This window comes from Sedimenticola hydrogenitrophicus, from assembly GCF_029017505.1.
Classification (GTDB): domain Bacteria; phylum Pseudomonadota; class Gammaproteobacteria; order Chromatiales; family Chromatiaceae; genus Sedimenticola; species Sedimenticola hydrogenitrophicus_A.
The window spans coordinates 1-18,041 of sequence record NZ_JAQGEI010000044.1 but is presented as its reverse complement, the minus strand read 5'-3'; the positions used below and the strand labels follow the sequence as shown (position 1 = coordinate 18,041).

The following is an 18,041-nucleotide window of genomic DNA, read 5'->3' as shown; positions in this document are numbered from 1 at the left end:
AAAATCAATCAGTATCTGTTGGTCAGTGTTTATGGCTCTGCGACAAGGCTTCACCGTGGCGTGTTTCCAGCAGTGATTTCAGGCCCAGGGTCAGCAAGGCCAGCGATGCGAGTACCGAGGCCATGGCGAAGGCGGCGGCGAAGTTGTATTCGTTATAAAGAATCTCCACATGCAGGGGCATGGTGTTGGTCTCGCCGCGGATGTGCCCGGAGACTACCGATACCGCACCAAACTCACCCATCGCCCGTGCATTACACAGCAATACTCCATACAGCAGGCCCCAGCGCACATTGGGCAGGGTCACATGCCAGAAGGTTTGCCAGCCATTGGCACCCAGGCTGAGTGCGGCCTGTTCGTCATCGGTGCCCTGTTCCTGCATGAGAGGGATCAACTCCCTGGCCACAAACGGAAAGGTCACAAAAATTGTCGCCAATACGATACCCGGTAAGGCAAAAATGATCTGAATATTGGTGTCGGCGATCAGCCCCGCGGCCCAGCCACTTGCGCCAAACATTAGTATATAGATCAGACCCGCTACCACCGGGGATACCGAAAACGGCAAGTCGATCAGGGTAATCAGCAGCGTTTTGCCGCGAAACTCAAACTTAGCCACCGCCCAGGCGGCGGCAACGCCGAACACCAGATTGAGCGGCACCGAAATACCCGCTGCTATCAGCGTGAGTTTGACGGCGGCGAGGGCGTCAGGCTCGGTGAGTGCCTCGGCATAGGTGCCGATGCCATTGCGCAGCGCTTCAAAAAAGACAGAAATCAGCGGCAGCAACAGAAACAACAGCAAAAACAGCAGGGCACCAGCGATCAGCAGTTGGCGCATGCCAGCAGATTCGGTCACGGCACTGTGGTTGGCTTTGACGGATAAGGTCGTGCTCATTGTTTAGCTCCTTGCACCGGCAACGCCAGCGACTGATTGCGGACTTTGTGGCGATTACTCCAGGCCTGCAGGCCATTGATGACAAACAGCATCACAAAGGCGATGACCAGCATGGCTGCGGCGACGACGGTGGCGCCGGTGTAGTCGAATTCTTCCAGTCGTATCACGATCAGCAGGGGCGCAATCTCCGACACATAGGGCAGGTTGCCCGCGATAAAAATCACCGAGCCGTATTCGCCAACGCCGCGGGCAAAGGCGAGGGCAAAGCCGGTGAGCAGGGAGGGCAGCAGGCTGGGCAGTAACACCAAACGGATGGTCTGCCAGCGGCTGGCGCCCAACAAGGCAGCGGCTTCTTCCAGTTCTTTTTCCATATCTCGCAACACCGGTTCAACGGTGCGCACAACAAACGGCAAGCCGATAAAGAGCAGAGCAATGATGATGCCAACCTGGGTAAACGCGATTTTGATACCCAATGGCTCCAGCCATTGACCGACCCAACCGTTGCCGGCGTAGAGTGCGGTCAGTGCGATACCCGCTACCGCAGTAGGCAAAGCAAAGGGCAGATCAATCATGGCGTCGAACAAGCGTTTTCCGGGAAAGTCGTAGCGCACGAATACCCAGGCGACCAGGGTGCCGAAGACCGCATTCAGGGCCGCGGCAATCAGCGCCGTGCCAAAGGAGAGTGTCAGCGCGCTAAGGACCCGTTCGGAGCGAAGGATGGCCCAAATTTCCGCCAAACCCAGTTCGGTGGCTTTAAAAAATACGCCCGCCAACGGAATCAGCACGATCAGACTGAGATAAACCAAGGTATATCCGAGCGCCAGGTGGAAGCCGGGTAGCGCGGATCGAGATGTGAATGTCATGAGAGTAGGTAGCCTCCGATGAAGCAATGTGTCGAATAGGGTTTATTGCTGCGTTCAGGCATAGAGCAACCGCATAGGTGCTGTGGAGTGACGAGCCACTTCGTGACCGTGCCCCCAGTGTTGAGTTGCTCCATGGCTCAATGCGACCTTCTCGCACAGAGCTGCTGTGATCTGCTCAATCCAGGGCCAGGGGCCGAAACCCGCATCGACATTGATATGACCCACTGAACCGGCATCATGCAAGGGCAGTCCCCAACGTTTCGCCCAGGCGTGGGCGTGTTGCAGCTTCATCCAGGGATCATTGCGACTACCCACGACCAATCCGGGGGTATTGAGCGCGTTTTCCGGCAGAGACCAGGCAATACTGAGTTCGCGGGGCTGCGCAGGATTGCGCGGCCCCGACAGGGCGAAGCGCTGCGGGTCGGCAGGGGCCACCAGAATAACACCCGCCACGCGACGTGGGCGGTGGGCGATCGCCAACGCACTGGCCAGGCAGCCGAAGCTATGCGCCACAATGATGCTGGGGTAGGGGGGGTTATCCAAATCATTGATCACGGCCTCCGCCCAGCGATATAGAGCAGGTACTTCCCAGTCGATACCGGTGACGCGACGGGCCTGTGGCAGTCGTGCCTCCAGCCAGCTCTGCCAATGGGCATCGCCGCTGCCGTGGTACCCCGGTACGATCAATACATTGGTGCTCATGTCGTTATCATCCATTTTTTTGATAGGTCATTGTTGCTGTCAAACCGGAGCGAAGCTGGCCAGCGCCACTTCGGTGGATTTGAACAGGGCGATTACCTGGCTGCCGGGTTTGAGCCCCAGATCATCCACCGAGCTGGTGGAAACAATAGAGGTAATGATGCCATTGCCGATATCCACCTCTACTTCCGAGACGACATCGCCGCGCTTGATGCGTTTGATGTTGCCCGGAAACTGATTGCGTGCGTTGATGGCGGTAATTGTCATAGTGCGGTCCTCTCCCCTCAGCCGGGCTTTTGGCCGGCTGAGGGTTTTGGTTAGTGGGAATTAGCGCGGGGTGTAGATCTGATCGAACACGCCGCCGTCAAGAAAATGGGTTTTCTGCGCTTTTTGCCAGCCGCCAAATTGTTCATCCACGGTAATCAGTTTCAGCTTCGGAAAGCGAGCCAGATCCTTAGCGTCGGCAAACTCCGCTAGAAACGGGCGGTAGTAGTGTTTTGCCACCAGCTTTTGTGCATAAGGTGTATACAGAAACTCCAGGTAGGCCTTGGCCACGGCTTCGTTACCATGCTTTTTGGCATTGCCATCCACCACGGTTACCGGTGGCTCAGCTTTAATAGAAACGGATGGCACCACGATTTCGAACTTGTCCGGTCCCAGTTCATTGACGGCGAGAAATGCCTCGTTTTCCCAGGCCAGCAATACATCACCAATACCGCGTTGCACGAATGTATTGGTAGATCCCCGCGCACCGGTATCGAGCACCGGCACGTTGCGGTAGATTTTGCCAACGAAGTCCTGTGCCGCCTTATCACTGCCGTACTTGTTTTTCGCGAAAGTGTAGGCAGCCAGGTAATTCCAGCGCGCACCGCCGGAGGTTTTCGGGTTGGGTGTGATCACCTGCACGCCGTCGCGCACCAGGTCATCCCAATTGCGAATATTTTTCGGGTTGCCTTTGCGTACCAGCAGTACGATCGTTGAGGTGTAGGGGGCACTGTTGTTCGGCAATCGCGATTGCCAGTCCTTTGGGATCTTGCCGGTTTTTTCTCCGATGGCGTCGATATCATAAGCCAGCGCCAGGGTTACCACGTCGGCGCCCAGCCCGTCGATCACCGCCCGTGCTTGCTTGCCGGCACCGCCGTGGGATTGTTTGATGCTGATATCCTTGCCGGTTTTGAATTTCCAATAATCGGAAAACTCTTCGTTGTATTCCTTATACAGTTCACGCGTTGGATCGTAGGACACGTTGAGCAGTTCTGCGGCACTTGCCAGCTGTGAGAAGCTCGTGAAGGCGATAAGCGATGAAGCGGCTAGCAGACTTAGCTTTCGTGATATTGATGTGATCATTGTCGTATTCCTCTGGGTAATGTTTGTCAAAATTCAAATAGGGGTTAAATATCGATCTGCGCCCGCAGCACAAAGCTGCCGGGTTTTTTGTCGTCGTACTGGTTACCAGGGCGATCGATGACCAGGACCTTATTTGGATAGTGTTTTCATTGTTGAAAATGTCCTGTTTTGGCTAAGGCGGCTTCCGGCGATCCGGTCAGTCACGGGTAGTGGATTCAGAGGTCGTCCCAGAGGGTCGGCGCTCCTTCTCAAAACGCAGTTTCTCGCGTCGCTCGATCTGTACGATGCGGCCTTGATGCACGGTGATTTCCACGGCGCCAAACTCCAGGTCATCCAGGGCATCGATAATGCTGCGCAGGGTATGCGTGCCTTCGTTGGCAGGATTGGCGGTCTGGCGGTTCATGATTTTCCCTTGCTTGCGGTTTGTATGGCACTGAACCTATTACAAGCTTTATGCCAAATCCGATATGGCTTTTTAACTAATTGATATGTATGTAAAGTATTAATAGTTATTTCTATATAACTGAAAAAACATTGTTATTTGATGAATTAAATCGTTATATCTGTCGCTCGCATATCAAATAAAAAGATTTTCTGGTTTCTCTATGAATGAAAATCAATTGCTCGCCCTCTGGGCCGAAGCGGGTCGTCACGCAGTGCTTGAAACGACACTGCCGGTATTTATCCATCTGCTACAGGATCGACTGCCGTTGGTTGAGGTCAGCCTCTACGATGCCGGTCTGGAGCCGTTCGGGCTTGATCTGATATACCGCTGGAGACCGCAAGCGAAACTGGAATCGCTGCATCACTCGATTGACCTGTCGCCCGCATTACAAAAGTCGCTGCTTGCCTGGTTGGCCGCGGGTGAGATTTGTGTCAGTGAAAGCGCCGATGCGACACCTGAATGTTTGGCGGTGTTGGTTCAGGAACAAGGCGAGGACTCGGATTACTTTGCCCCCCTTGCGCTAAGTGCTGGGGGGCACGGGCTGTTGTTTTTGCGGATTCGTCGGGCGGTGTTCTCCAGCGCGGAGTTGGCCCTGCTGGATGCATTAATACAGCCATTGACCGTGATGATCGACAATGACCACCGGTTGCGGGAAATTCAGCGGCTGCGCGCAGCGGCGGAGGCGGACAGGGATACCTTGCTAACGCGGCTTGGCCGCACCTCGCTCTCGTCAGAGGCAATTATCGGTGTTGACGGCGGGTTGCGGACCGTCATGCAGCGAGTAGGGCAAGTGGCGCCGACGGACGCCAGTGTGCTGATTTTGGGTGAGACCGGCTCTGGCAAAGAGGTGATTGCCCGTGCCATTCATGAGCGATCCCGGCGCCATGGCGCTCCGTTTATACGGGTCAACTGCGGCGCCTTACCCTCAGAGCTGATTGATACGGAATTGTTTGGCCACGAGAAAGGCAGTTTTACCGGCGCGATGGCAGCCCACCGCGGCTGGTTCGAGCGCGCCGATGGCGGCACGCTGTTTCTCGACGAAATCGGTGAGTTGCCCTTGGCGGCACAGGTACGGCTGCTGCGGGTATTGCAGGATGGCGTGTTGCAGCGGGTCGGCAGTGAAAACTCAATCCAGGTGGACGTTCGTGTCGTTGCCGCCACCCACCGGGATCTACCACACATGGTAAAGAATGGCGAGTTCCGCGAGGATCTGTGGTATCGGCTGGCCGTGTTCCCCATTATTCTTCCCGCGCTGCGTGAACGACTCGAGGATATAGAGCCGCTGGCCCAGCATTGTATTGAACGTGCCGCTCAGCGACTCGGTGTGCCGATTCCGCCGTTACACAAGTCGGACATTGATCGGCTACGCGATTACGACTGGCCGGGCAACGTGCGCGAGCTGGGCGCCGTATTGGAGCGCGCGGTCATTCTTGGTCGCGGTCACCATCTCGATCTCCATGCCGCCCTGGGCGTGCAATTGCTGAGGCCGGAAGGCCACGATAACTTCCCGGACACTGCGATCAACGAGAGCGCCGCGATTGAGCCTTTGGATACAGTAATTTCTGCCCACCTGAAACGCACCCTCACCAGAACCCGAGGTCGGGTCGATGGCGCCCAAGGAGCGGCCAGTCTACTCGGGCTTAACCCCAATACGTTGCGGGGAAAGCTCCGACGGTATCGTATCGATCCCGCCAAATACCGGCAGCGGTAACGCAATCAGACTTCGCGGCTTTTGCCAATACAAAAACGTAAAAAGAGACTCAAAACATGACGGTGGAAATGTTATTCACCCTGGCAGTGGTAGTCGGCGTGCTGGTGGCTCTGGCCAGCAATCGGGTACCCGCAGAGATTGCCATGATGGCGGCGATGGTGGCGGTATTAATAGGTGGCGTTATTGACACCGGGCAGGCGCTGGCGGGATTTTCCAATGCGGGAATGATGACAGTGGCGGTGCTGTATGTGGTGGCTGCGGCCCTGCGGGATACTGGCGCCATCTTTTGGATTGCTCACAAATTGCTGGGACAACCTAAAACCCTATTGGCGAGTCAGATGCGTTTGATTCTGCCGACCTCCTTTTTAAGCGCCTTTCTCAACAACACTACCGTCGTCGCCATCATGATTCCGGCGGTACAGGAGTGGGCGCAGCGCCTGAAGATGTCACCCTCAAAATTGCTGCTCCCGCTGAGTTACGCCGCCATCTTGGGCGGCACCTGCACGCTGATTGGTACCAGTACCAACCTGGTGGTTGACGGCCTGATGCAGGACCGCGGTTTTCCCGGTCTTCAGATATTCGATCTGGCCTGGATCGGCGTGCCGTTGTTGCTCGCAGGCTCAGTGTTTCTGATGCTGTTTGGTCGCAGGTTGTTGCCGGAGCGTGAAGGCCTGATTGAGCAATTGGAGCACGCCCGTGAGTACCATGTCGAAATGATAATCCCCAGGGGCAGCCCCTTGCACAGTAAATCGATTCGGGATGCCGGTTTGCGTAATTTACAGCACGGTTACCTTACGGACATCACGCGCAGTGAAAAGCTTTACACGGCCGTCGGCCCGGATATGCAGTTGAAAGAAGGTGATCAGCTAGCTTTCATTGGTGCCCCCGCCTGCGCTCGTGAACTGCAACGCATCAACGGTCTGGTTCCCGCCCATGGCAGTGCCCACAAGCTGCAACTTAACCATCATCAACGCTGCCTGGTCGAAGTGGTGTTGGGGGCAGAATTTCCCGGCTTGAACAAGACCGTAAAAGAAACGGAATTTCGCTCCCGCTATCATGCAGCTATTTTGAGCATCAGTCGTGGCGGGCATCGCCTTTCGGGCAAAGTGGGTGATATCACACTGAAGGTAGGCGATACCTTGCTACTGGAGACCAGTCAAAGCTTCGTTGATCAGTACCAGTATCGCAGGGATTTTATGCTGGTCAGCCCGCTGCGGGATTCCACACCTCCAAACTTTTCCAAGGCGCCACTGGCAACGGGCATTCTGATTGCCATGGTGGTGGTCAATGTCCTGGGGTTCATGTCTGTGCTGGAAGTGGCGTTAGTGGCTGCGGGCCTGTTGCTGGTCACCGGTTGTGTGACGGTCAATCGTGCGCGCATGAATGTCAGCGTCAATTTACCGGTTCTGGTGGTTATCGCGGCGGCCTTTGCGTTGGGGACCGCTCTGGAGGAGAGCGGGGCAGCCGCCTGGATCGTAGATATCCTGCTCAGTGGTGGCATTGAGAATCCATGGCTGGCGTTGTTGCTGTTTTATCTCGTCACCAGCCTTTTTACCGAGGTGATTACCAATAACGCGGCAGCAGTCTTATTGTTTCCTATAGCAACCGGTGTCGCCGAGCAGCTGGGCGTCAGCCCCATGCCCTTTATCATTGCGGTTATGTTTGGCGCCAGCGCAAGCTTCCTGACGCCGTTAGGGTATCAAACCAACCTGATGGTCATGGGGCCGGGCGGCTACCGGTTTACCGACTACCTGAGGATTGGTATGCCGATGTCCTTTTTGGCCACGGCGGTTACTACTGTGCTGATACCTATGATCTGGCCATTTCATTGATGGGCAGGTAGTGTTGGCCAATGCTGTGGCATGTTGCGAAAAATGCAGGTTCTGTAGAATAAGCCACGCTTATCCTGTGAATTTTTAAGAAATTACTGAGCATGGTATTTTTCATGGTATTGTGAATATGTCGATTTGTAAGTAAGCGCCGTTAAATCGACACACTTCCCCTAACCGTACTGAGCCACATTTTTTTCAGCCGGCTCCAGAGTCACATTCCACGGCAGCAGAGCCTCCAGTTTTTCCAGCGTGTCCGCCTCGCCGATCCGGTTCAGTACGTGGTGGATGTAGGCCGAGGGTTCCAGTTGATTGGCTTTGGCCGCTTCGATCAGGGAGTAGCAGGTCGCACTGGCTCTGGCACCCTGTGCGGTATCGGCGAATAGCCAGGCCCTGCGGCCGACCGCAAAGGGGCGGATCGCATTTTCGGCCAGCACATTGCTGATATGCAGGTAGCCTTTGTCACAGTAGCCGATCAGGTGGGGCCATTGGTTTAGGGTGTATTCCATCGCCTTGCGGGTCAGCGAGCCTTTCATTACCTTGCCGACATGCTTCTCCAGCCAGGCTTTGAACTCGTTGAGCAGCGGCACACTCATCGTTTGCCGCACCTGGTACCGGTCGGCCTCGTGCCGATCCTGTATTTCACGCTCGATGGCATAGAGTTTACGGATGTAGCCCAGTGCCACATCGGCCTTGCTGACTTTGCCCTTTTTGCCCTTGCCGCCGGGCGACGCGGCCTTGACGGCTTCGACATACTTACGTCGGGCGTGATCCCAACAGCCGATGCGGATGATCTTGTTTTCACGGCACACCTGGCCATAACCGGAGTACCCGTCTGCCTGCAGGATGCCGCTGAAGTCATCCAGCAGGCGCACAGGGACACTCCCCGAACGGGACGGATCGTACTCGAACAACACCGAGGGTTGGTCCGGCGGGCCGCCACGGGTCACCCACATCCATTTGTCGGACTGGGCAGTTTTGCCGTCCTCCTTCAGCACCTGGATCCGGGTTTCGCCCGCTTGCAGGTAGCGGCCGCTGTTCTGCACCTCACGGATCAGGTGGATCAGTGGTCTGAACACCTCATCGAGCCGGATGATCCAGTGGGCCATACTGGTGCGGCTCACTTCATGGCCCAGGCGCTTCAGCATCTGTTCCAGCCGGTACAGCGGCAGTCCGTCGGCGTATTTTGAGGTGATGATGTAGGCCAGCAGTGAGGTGGTGGCGATGCATTTACCCAGCGGATGAACGGGGCGCTGAGCGGCCAGGATCACTTCCTGACCGTCATGCACGAACACCGCCTTCTCCTGCCAGATCTCCAGCACTTTCAATTGCGCCGGAATGAACTGCAACTCCTCTTTCACCTTGCTGAAAAAGACCTTGCTGGCACCGGCTTTCTCCGTCTCGGAGAGGGTTAGTTCGATACGCTCGCGAATCAGCCTGTCGGAAAAGCCGCGTTGGCGGCGTTTCTTCCTGGCCATTTTGGATTCAGAAGGCTCCACCACGTCGTCCGGCAACTGCTCCAACAGCCCCTCGATCTCGGCCTCCATTTCGGCTTCATCGAACAGGTGGATCTGGTGCGCGTGCTTCTCGCTGCTGGCCGCGAATTGCTGGACGCGCTTGAGTCGCAACAGCTCCTCCAGCAGCTGGATGTAGGTATCGCGCTGGTGGATGACGGTGTCTTTGGAGTGGAGGGCGTGATCGAGTGACTGCAGTGTTTCTTCTTGAGATCGGAGCTGCGTTTCCTGCACACGCAGTGCCGCTTCCTTCGACGCCAGTTGCTGCTGAAAATCAGCGATCGCAGACAACAACTCCGCAGCGGATAATTCGCTGTAAACGCTTGAGTCGGTGGAGCATCCGGGCGTCGATTGCATTGCTAAATAATAGCAAAAACAACGTCCTGACGCACGGTTTACGTGACTACATGAGCGACTCGTACTGCAGTTTTTTATGCCCTTGGAGCAGGCTGATATCGTATCCATCGAGCAGCCAGTTGATCTGCTCGCCAGTCAAGGACAGCAGCTCCTGCGAGGGTGAGGGCCATTTGAACTTTTCCTCGGCCAGCGACTTGTAGTAGAGCACGAAGCCGTTGTCCTCCCACATCAGACACTTGATCTTGTTGCGCTGGCGATTGGTGAAGGCATAGAGTACACCGGTGAACGGATTGTGCCCCAGTTCCTGCTCGATCAATGCCGCCAGCCCGTTGGCCTGTTTGCGAAAATCCACCGACTCACGGTAGAGGTAGATCCGGGGCATATCCAGCGAGGGGCGCAGGTAGCGTGATCGCTTCACAGCTGCCTCAGAATCGCACCCAGCAAGCCGACATTGTCGGCCTGGATACCGGTAATCGACGCACCGTTGGGCAGCGCCAGTGTCAACTGACCAGCAAGGCTGGTGGGCTGCGCCCGCACCACCCTGACGAACCCGGCGGCCGAGGCCGATTGATCCGGCTGGGTTCGTCTCTGCTTTTTCCGCCAGTAGACAAACCGGTGATAGGCCAGGTCATGTTGTTTGCAGAACGCCTGCCCGGACAAGCCGGACATTTGCCAGGCGTCGATCTGTTGATGCCAAAACTGAACACGCTCTTGTTGGGTCATTACTGATTCCTCGGTATAGATGTGAGTGGAATCAGTGTTTCGGATTCGGGTCATGGAAAACAGGTGCTGATTTTATGGCGCTTACATTTGTAAGTATCTGTAAATAAATAAAAATAAGTGCTTATTTACAATCGAGTGGGAGTGACATGGGTTAGTAACATATTGAATTATAAGAATAAAAAAAATCAAATTGATAATATAAGCTGCATCATCAATGGTATTTTTCATGGTATTTTCAGCGCGCTGTAACGCAAAAACCAGCGATACCATGAGAGGCAGATTGATGTTGTTATGGTATTAACGGAGTTCAGATTTCGCTTCTCGAACGAGCGTGGCGTGATTATGCAGGTGGGTGCGGTTTATATCGTTGCCTACCCCCATTTCCGAAAAGCGTGTCGTTGTTATTTCAACGCCTGCCAACCTGGTACGGCTTTGGCAAATTCTTCCTGGAAAGCCGGGCGCTTTATGTTGTCCCGTTTGATTTTGATGGCGAAATCTCGCCAGCGCGGCGCATCGTGCAGTACATCAACCAACACGTGGTGGACCTTCTTCATTACCTGTGCCTTGCGGGCGTATTCCTTGCGCGGGGCGTTAGTCTTGAGGTTGCCGAGGCCCGATAAATAGTATTTGAGAATTGCCTCGGGATACCTGCCTTCGAGGCGCCTGGCGGTCTGCAGTTCATAGGCGCTGTCCCAGGCGTAGAGGGGATAGCGGCTTCGGGTCAGCACGGCTACCGCTTCCTCATGCTCTTTGCGGTGCATGCGGATGCGGAGTTGCTCCATGTCCCAGGCGTTCTCCAGCTGCGCAAGAATTTTCGCTTGGTAACGCTTCCATTCGGCGACCGTGCACAGTTTTCGAAATGCCTTGTACTTGTCACAGGTCAGGTGATCGATTGTCTGATCGAATTGTAGCGCCAGGTAGCGTTCGCGGTTGTCGGCGGATTTGAGCCGCTTGGCAACGAACTGGCGCAATTCATCCATGCGGCCCTTTCCGCGGAGCAGCCCTTCTTCCGCAATCTCCATGGCCTTCTGCTTCTCACCGGCCTTCCAGTGGAAATCAGCCAGGTCGTGATAATCGGTGCCGGTGGCCAGTTTGCGCTGGCGTAGTCCGAGATATTTTTCCCGGTTACCGAGTCGGCGATAGATACGGCGGGCATGGTCGAGTTTCCAGTCTCCACCCATGGTCTCGAAGGCTTCCGCCAGTGCCCGCCAATCGTCGTCGGTATAACAGGCCGCATAGGCCACATCGTAGAGATCGTCGTCAAGGCCGGCATTGCCACTCTCGATATAGGGCAGGACGTTGTTGAGAAGTTGTTGCCGGTAGGCCGCTTCGGTCTTTTTCCGGGAAAGTGCCTGTGCGATCTCCTGCAACAGGCTTGAGACATGGATGTCGACGTCATAATCACCGCCGCCGTAGGCATCCAGCTCATCCAGGTCCGGGGCAAGTTCGTCCCACAAGGCCAGCAGTTTTTCTCCCTCGGACTGTTTCTTCCGGCTGGGAGACAGGGCAGTGTGCCTGTTCAGGTAGTCGAGGCATTCGCGGCGGACATCGGGGCGCGTGCCTGCCACGCGGACGAGCAGATCGACCAGCTTGGTTTTCGGTGCGGTCTCCAGCAAGGTGGCTAGCGGGTCATTTTGTTTGCGTTTTCTCGCCATGTGGCTTTACTTGGTGAGCTGAAATTGAACGATCTGGCCCAGCAACGGCAGGGCCTTCACCCGATACTCGCGACACAGGAATTCGTCGGAAGCCGGTTCCACCGTCGCCAATCCCAGGAAGCCCGCGAAATGCACCAGCGAGCGCCAGGTGTAGCAGTTGCGAACAGACTCATCGGGGGAAAATACCTGGCTCGGTGGCACTTCATCCAGCAGCATGGGAAAGGCGCGTAAGAAGGCGTCTTCATAAAATACCTGTGGCCGCCAGGTGTCACCGTAGCGGGTAAGCAGATAAAGTGTGAACAGGAAGGCGCTCTGCATGAGTCGCAATTCGGGATAGCCGTCCCGGTATGCCCAGTTGAACTGTTCGGCATAGACCCTGAACAGTGTGGGATAGATGGCGCTCATGCCGTCCCTGGCCAACAGCCGGCGGCAGTCGCGACTGAGGATGAACCGGCCCCTGTATTTACGGATCAGCCCCGCCAGTTCGGCCACAAGGCGGGTGACATGCAGATCATCAAAATCCTCCTCCCGATTAATGCCGCCATAACGGGTTTTTTCCTGATACCGCTGCTCACCCCAATAGGCCAGCGCGGCCTCGCGGCAGAAGTTGCGCGGCAGATTGCCCTTGGCGGTCGGTTTGAGGCCCTGCTCGCCGATGGCGTCCGTCAATAGCCCGAACAGGGTCAGTATCGGTGCTGTCGGGTTGGCATCGAGCACCTCCGGAAAGTGGACCAGTCCCGGCGATGCGAACGGAAGATTCAGTATTTGGTGCATCTGCTCGGGCGATAAACCGTGAAACTCGTCCCGTGGCCGCCGGTTCTGTTCTTGAGCATGCCGGGCGACAAATGCCTGTGCTTCTTCCAGTGAGTTGAATTGCCGGCCTTCGAGCGCTTTTCGCAAGAGTTCGGACATGCCTGCCGCGCCCTGACCGGATGCCGTGCTGTTCTCCTTGCCCATGCAGCAGTGCTTGAATTTCTTTCCGCTGCCGCAAGGGCAAGGATCATTGCGTCCGATGCCCGGTATTTTCATATCACAATCTGCTCGGAATTGACCTCATACCACGGTAGTACAGTGACATCGGAACGTATCTGCCGGCTGTCGCCGCCGTAAACCAGCCAGGCCTTTCCGGCGTTATCACCTGCCAGGTTTTTCCAAAACTCAAGCCCCTTGAAGTAATCCTTGTTGATAGTTTGCCCGGATTTGATTTCCAGCGGTGACAGATGGGTTCCATGGTCAATCAGCAGGTCCACCTCATGTCCAGAACGATCACGCCAGAAGTAAAGGTTCGAGGTTTCGCCCGCGTTATAACGGGCCTTAAGCAATTCACCGATGACCCAGGTTTCGAACAGGGCGCCTCGTTGAACGTGGGTAGTCAGCTGCTCGCTGTTCTGGATACCAAGCAGCCAGGTGGCAATGCCGGTATCCAGAAAATAGAGTTTGGGCGTTTTGACCAGACGCTTGTTGAAATTCTGGTGATGCGGTGGCAACAGATGCACGATATAACTGGCTTCCAAGACGGATATCCAGGCTTTGGCTGTGTTATGCGTAATACCACAGTCATTGGCCAGCGAGGAGAGATTGAGCAGTTGTCCGGTCCGGCCCGCGCACAATTTTAAAAAGCGTTGAAAGGTGCCCAGGTCCTGTACCTTGATCAATTGTCGGACATCGCGTTCCAGGTAAGCGTGTACATAGTTTCCTTGCCAAGGGTGTGGTTCGAGTCCGCGGTCGAAGATAGGAGGGTACGCCCCATCGAAGAGTATCTTGTCGACGTTTTTGCCAATTTTTCCTGCGCGTTGTAATTCGCCGTAGGTCATAGGTAACAGCGTCATCAGTGCGGCTCTGCCTGCCAGGCTCTGTGTGATGCCTGATAACAGACCAAACTGCTGGGATCCCGTCAGGATAAATTCGCCGGGTTGCTGTCTTTCATCGACGCGTGTCTGAATATATGAAAACAGAGCAGGGCAGCGTTGCGCCTCATCCAGGATGGCTCCCTCGGTAAACTGGTTCAAAAAACCACGCGGGTCCGTTTCCGCGAATTCTCTTTGATCCAGATCTTCAAGCGAAATATAGCGGTGTTCGGGAAAGGCATGCCGCACCAGGGTGGACTTGCCGGACTGGCGTGGCCCGGTGACGACAACCACTGGATAGCCGCTGGCGAAGTGTTGAAGCCTGGATTCCGCGTTTCGGGGGATGTAGGTCACGATGGTTTCTGGTTGCTTTAAATGCCTATTATTATGCGTGAAAATGGCTAATTGTCAATGTTGTTACCAATTAGCCAGGCGACGCCTGTTTACGCTGATCCATTACCTGCAGGAGCAAGGGGGGATACCTGGAAGTCAAAGCCCGGAAGGTAACCTGGGGTGCCATGTGGTGGTGCTCAATCGGCAATTATCTCGAGCATTTTTAAGGATTTTCTGAGCATGGTATTTTTCATGGTATTTCCAATTAGCAGGAAAATAAGCCATTGAATATAAAAGACAAAAATGGCTCATTTACAATCGAGTGGGAGTAGAGTTAATTAGTAACTCCTTGATATATAATTATAAAATAACTCCAGTTGATGATGTAATCTGCATCATCAATGGTACTTTTCATGGTATTTATTGCGTATAGTAAGGCAGAAATCGGCGATACCATGAGAGGAAGATAGACGCCTATGGTATCAGGGCGGTTCTAATACTCAGGCAATATCTGCCAATGTCTGGTATTGGCAACGTAGGAGTATCAATCGATCATCAGCTTAAATCTTGTAAATATGGAGATTGACTCCTAAAATACAAGGTATGATAGATCGTGAAATTACAGAGAAACTTCGAGCAACCATCGCACAAGTGCCCGCGGTCGCGCTGCTGGGTGCACGCCAAGTCGGTAAGACAACGCTGGCAAAAACCATTGCCAAAAACATCGACTCGATTTACCTCGATTTGGAAGCCCCCGAGGATTTGCTGAAGCTCAGTGACCCAAGCAGTTTCTTAAGCGCCCATGCCGATAAGTTGGTTATTCTGGATGAAATGCAGAGAGGCCCGAACTTGTTTCCCGTGCTGCGGGGGCTGATCGATAAAAACCGGGAGCAGGGTCGTCGAGCAGGTCAGTTTTTGCTGCTTGGGTCTGCATCAATGGATTTGATGCGTCAGTCTTCCGAAAGTCTCGCAGGCCGGATTAGTTATCTGGAGATGAGCGGCCTGAGCCTGGTTGAAGTTGATGGTCACCAACGGGAAAGACAGACTCTGTGGCTGCGGGGCGGATTTCCGGACAGCTATCTTGCTGCAGATGATGATCTGGCCATGGACTGGCTGGAAAATCTGATTCGTACTTATCTTGAGCGCGACATCCCGCAAATGGGCTTTCGTGTTCCCGCGGCAAGGTTACGTCGGCTGTGGACGATGCTGGCGCATCTTCAGGGTGAGACCGTTAACTATTCCAAGCTCGCCTCAAACCTGGAGGTCGATGCCAAGACGATAACGCACTACATTGATATTCTGACGGATCTTTTGTTGGTCAGGCGTCTCGATCCCTGGCATATCAACGTCAAAAAGCGATTAGTCAAATCACCCCGTTATTACGTACGTGATAGCGGTATCCTGCACCGGTTGCTGGGAATCAATGCTTATGATGCGTTGATGTCTAACCCGGTGTTGGGAAAAAGCTGGGAAGGCTTTGTCATCGAGAATATTCATTCCATCTTGCCAAGTCGTTCAGAGACTTACTTTTACCGAACGGCTGCTGGTGCAGAGATCGATCTTGTTATCAAGATGCCCTCGTCTGAAATCTGGGCCGTCGAGATTAAGTATGGGGTTGCCCCCAAAATTGGCAAGCATTATAGCCAGACCTGTGATGATGTTGGCGCAACACATAAGTACATTCTTTATGGTGGCGAGGATGAATTTCCTGTGGGTAGTGATATAAAAGTTATTTCATTGCCAGGACTTATGGAGCGACTTCGCTTCGCAAGAAGTGAATCGGGATGAGTGAATACCAATACTACGAGTTCATCGCCATTGATGAGCCACTGACCCCGAGGCAGATGGCCGAACTGCGCGCGTGTTCGTCTCGCGCTAACATTACACCAACCAGTTTTGTCAATGATTATCAGTGGGGCGATCTCAAGGCTAATCCGGTTGACTGGATGCGGTGTTACTTTGATGCCCACGTCTACATGGCAAACTGGTGCGTTTGCGTTCTCTGCCTGCGCCTGCCGAAAAGTGCTTTTGATGCAGGGATCTTCCACGATTTCAAAACCGAAACCACTTTTTCGGTTAAACAGACCAAGACACATTGGTTGCTTGAATGGATTCTGGACGAGAGTGATAACTACGACCGCTTTGCCGACGAGGATGGACGAGGCTGGATGGGCAGGCTGGCGCCATTGCGTGACGAATTGCTACGGGGTGATATGCGGCCGTTGTATCTCGGCTGGCTGGCCGGCGTGAATGCTGGTGAAGTCAGTGAAAAGAGCACCGAACCTCAACCGCCGCCCGGACTTTCCCGATTGAGCGCTGCCCAGCAATCGCTGGCGGACTTCCTGGAAATCGATGAGGATCTTCTGGCTGCCGCCGGACTCATTGACCCGCCAGGCTCTAAATTCGACGGCGAGAGCGACGCGGAACTGGATGCCTGGCTTGCCGCGCTTCCTGAAGCAGAGAAAAACGCGATACTTAAATTGTTGTTGACCGGGCATGTGCAGCAGGCCGAGCGTAAACTGAAACTGCAGTCCTTGGCCTGGAGGCGCGATCAGTCGTCAGGTGCAAAGCCTGTAATGCCACGGCGCAAGGTCGCCGATCTGCATAAGCTGGCGGCATCCACTGCCGAAGCGAGAAAGAAGCAGGCAGCGATACAACGCAAAAAGGCCGAGGCCGAGCGGCAGATCAAACGAGAAACCTACTTGCGTACACTCGCTGCCGATTTTAACCGATGCTGGCGGACTGCTGACAAACACGCTGAACGTGGCACTGCTTCTGCCTACGACGAGGTCAAGCGCTCACTCGTCGATCTGTCGGATGCCTATGCACTGTGCGCGACCCGAGCCGACTTCGACCGAAGATTGGCTAAGTTTATGGTGCGGCATGGAAAACGCGGTGCCTTGGTTCGGCGCCTCGTTGAGGCGGGTCTCTGGCAGAAGTCCTCGCAATGAAGGGAGTCAAGCCGAAAGAGGCGGCGAGGTTTACCGTGAAATACTTGGATAAGCTCATCGAAGCGGCGACCACCGATGCCTACAATGAATCGGAACAGGTCAGTGGGTTCTTCACGTTGATTGAAGATAATCTCGCCGTTCCATTTACGACCCGGGTGCTTGGACAGGCAGTGACTGTGACTGGGATTGACATCACTGAAAGCGATCAAATAGTCGCTATTTGCATGCTCGGAAACACAGTCCAAGCAACTCCGATTCTTGATCTGTCGATGCCAGATCCGCTGCCAGAAGGGGCGGAATGGATAGCGGCTTACCGCCGCTGGTGCGGAAGTTGAGGATATTTGGTCGAACCCTTGGCAATTCCTGATTAGCAACGAACGTCAGCTACGCGAATCGGACCGGAGCATCAGCGCCCGTCATTCCCGCGAAGACGGGAAGTGGGCTCGATCCACTGCCCCGGATTCCGCCCATTCGGGGCCGTGCCTCTGTCCGGTTCCATGGTCTGGGCTCCATCCAGGCTACAAACTAGCCATAGGGCGGGCCGTGCCCGCCGTCGGCGCCCGCGGGGCGCCCTATGGCCAAGTACCGTAGCCCGGATGGAGCCGTTGCCGCTCAAACAGCAAGGGTGGTATGCCCGCGGCGGCGGAATCCGGGAAGCGGGCACCTCGGGTTGCGGTTCCCGCTTCTGCGGGAATGACGGAACTTGGCTGACTTTTCTTTCTAATCAGGTGGCAATTTGTGGAAAGCGCGACTTTTTGAAGGAGTTTTTGAGCATGGTATTCTTCATGGTATTTCCAAAGTCGGTATTTTTAACTAATTGAAAAATAAGATGTTAAAAGTCAAATTGACAATTGAGTGGGAGTGAACTGAGTTTGTAA

General features: G+C 54.7%; 18 protein-coding genes. 6 read left to right on the top strand and 12 right to left on the bottom strand.

All coding sequences use genetic code 11. The annotated features are described in order from the left end of the window. Nucleotides 1–22: 22 nt before the first annotated feature. The 6 genes from cysW to O9K64_RS20860 all read right to left on the bottom strand — a co-directional run bounded on the left by cysW (nucleotide 23) and on the right by O9K64_RS20860 (nucleotide 4,201). On the bottom strand, nucleotides 23–889 hold the full coding sequence (cysW, locus tag O9K64_RS20885; RefSeq protein ID WP_275100050.1) for a sulfate ABC transporter permease subunit CysW: 867 nt from the start codon (nucleotides 887–889) through the stop codon (nucleotides 23–25). Next, entirely contained in the window at nucleotides 886–1,752 is an 867-nt protein-coding gene (gene cysT / locus O9K64_RS20880; RefSeq protein ID WP_275100049.1) for a sulfate ABC transporter permease subunit CysT, read from the bottom strand. Before cysT ends, cysW begins: the two co-directional genes overlap by 4 nt. 54 nt (nucleotides 1,753–1,806) lie before the next feature. Continuing rightward, nucleotides 1,807–2,469, bottom strand: coding sequence for an RBBP9/YdeN family alpha/beta hydrolase (locus tag O9K64_RS20875; RefSeq protein WP_275100048.1), 663 nt, complete (start codon nucleotides 2,467–2,469; stop codon nucleotides 1,807–1,809). Between the two features lie 24 nt (nucleotides 2,470–2,493). Further along, entirely contained in the window at nucleotides 2,494–2,718 is a 225-nt protein-coding gene (locus O9K64_RS20870; protein ID WP_275100047.1) for a TOBE domain-containing protein, read from the bottom strand. Nucleotides 2,719–2,778: 60 nt separating this feature from the next. Then, entirely contained in the window at nucleotides 2,779–3,798 is a 1,020-nt protein-coding gene (locus O9K64_RS20865; RefSeq protein WP_275100046.1) for a sulfate ABC transporter substrate-binding protein, read from the bottom strand. Nucleotides 3,799–3,994: 196 nt separating this feature from the next. Beyond that, a complete protein-coding gene (locus O9K64_RS20860; protein WP_275100045.1) occupies nucleotides 3,995–4,201 on the bottom strand; it encodes a YezD family protein in 207 nt (68 codons plus the stop codon). 202 nt (nucleotides 4,202–4,403) lie between these two features. Here O9K64_RS20860 and O9K64_RS20855 point away from each other — a divergent pair, with 202 nt between their 5' ends. Then, entirely contained in the window at nucleotides 4,404–5,954 is a 1,551-nt protein-coding gene (locus O9K64_RS20855) for a sigma-54 interaction domain-containing protein (protein WP_275100044.1), read from the top strand. Between the two features lie 56 nt (nucleotides 5,955–6,010). Beyond that, entirely contained in the window at nucleotides 6,011–7,786 is a 1,776-nt protein-coding gene (locus tag O9K64_RS20850; RefSeq protein ID WP_275100043.1) for an SLC13 family permease, read from the top strand. A gap of 170 nt (nucleotides 7,787–7,956) precedes the next feature. Here O9K64_RS20850 and tnpC read toward each other — a convergent pair whose 3' ends face one another. The 6 genes from tnpC to O9K64_RS20820 form a co-directional block, all read right to left on the bottom strand. Further along, nucleotides 7,957–9,654, bottom strand: a complete 1,698-nt coding sequence (gene tnpC / locus O9K64_RS20845; RefSeq protein WP_275100042.1) for an IS66 family transposase — start codon at nucleotides 9,652–9,654, stop codon at nucleotides 7,957–7,959. Nucleotides 9,655–9,700: 46 nt separating this feature from the next. Continuing rightward, nucleotides 9,701–10,072: an IS66 family insertion sequence element accessory protein TnpB gene (gene tnpB / locus O9K64_RS20840; protein ID WP_275100041.1), complete on the bottom strand. Its 372-nt coding sequence runs from the start codon at nucleotides 10,070–10,072 to the stop codon at nucleotides 9,701–9,703. Continuing rightward, nucleotides 10,069–10,377 (bottom strand): IS66 family insertion sequence element accessory protein TnpA, encoded by a 309-nt coding sequence (tnpA, locus tag O9K64_RS20835; RefSeq protein WP_275100040.1) that lies wholly within the window; start codon nucleotides 10,375–10,377, stop codon nucleotides 10,069–10,071. The genes tnpB and tnpA overlap by 4 nt, the downstream gene beginning before the upstream one ends. Nucleotides 10,378–10,778: 401 nt before the next feature. Next, entirely contained in the window at nucleotides 10,779–12,032 is a 1,254-nt protein-coding gene (locus O9K64_RS20830; protein WP_275100039.1) for a hypothetical protein, read from the bottom strand. Between the two features lie 6 nt (nucleotides 12,033–12,038). Continuing rightward, nucleotides 12,039–13,061: a YecA family protein gene (locus O9K64_RS20825; RefSeq protein ID WP_275100038.1), complete on the bottom strand. Its 1,023-nt coding sequence runs from the start codon at nucleotides 13,059–13,061 to the stop codon at nucleotides 12,039–12,041. Continuing rightward, complete coding sequence (locus tag O9K64_RS20820; RefSeq protein ID WP_275100037.1) at nucleotides 13,058–14,233, bottom strand: ATP-binding protein; 1,176 nt, start codon at nucleotides 14,231–14,233, stop codon at nucleotides 13,058–13,060. The genes O9K64_RS20825 and O9K64_RS20820 overlap by 4 nt, the downstream gene beginning before the upstream one ends. A 582-nt stretch (nucleotides 14,234–14,815) precedes the next feature. On the opposite strand from O9K64_RS20820, the gene O9K64_RS20815 reads away from it, so the two are divergent. From O9K64_RS20815 to O9K64_RS20800, 4 genes are all read left to right on the top strand, one after another. Next, nucleotides 14,816–16,000 (top strand): ATP-binding protein, encoded by a 1,185-nt coding sequence (locus tag O9K64_RS20815; protein ID WP_275100036.1) that lies wholly within the window; start codon nucleotides 14,816–14,818, stop codon nucleotides 15,998–16,000. Then, a complete protein-coding gene (locus tag O9K64_RS20810) occupies nucleotides 15,997–17,163 on the top strand; it encodes a hypothetical protein (RefSeq protein ID WP_275100035.1) in 1,167 nt (388 codons plus the stop codon). The genes O9K64_RS20815 and O9K64_RS20810 overlap by 4 nt, the downstream gene beginning before the upstream one ends. After that, nucleotides 17,160–17,498, top strand: coding sequence for a hypothetical protein (locus O9K64_RS20805; protein WP_275100034.1), 339 nt, complete (start codon nucleotides 17,160–17,162; stop codon nucleotides 17,496–17,498). Before O9K64_RS20810 ends, O9K64_RS20805 begins: the two co-directional genes overlap by 4 nt. 270 nt (nucleotides 17,499–17,768) lie before the next feature. Then, nucleotides 17,769–17,984 carry a hypothetical protein gene (locus O9K64_RS20800; protein WP_275100033.1) on the top strand — a complete coding sequence of 72 codons (216 nt, stop codon included), beginning with the start codon at nucleotides 17,769–17,771 and terminating at the stop codon, nucleotides 17,982–17,984. Nucleotides 17,985–18,041 lie beyond the last annotated feature (57 nt).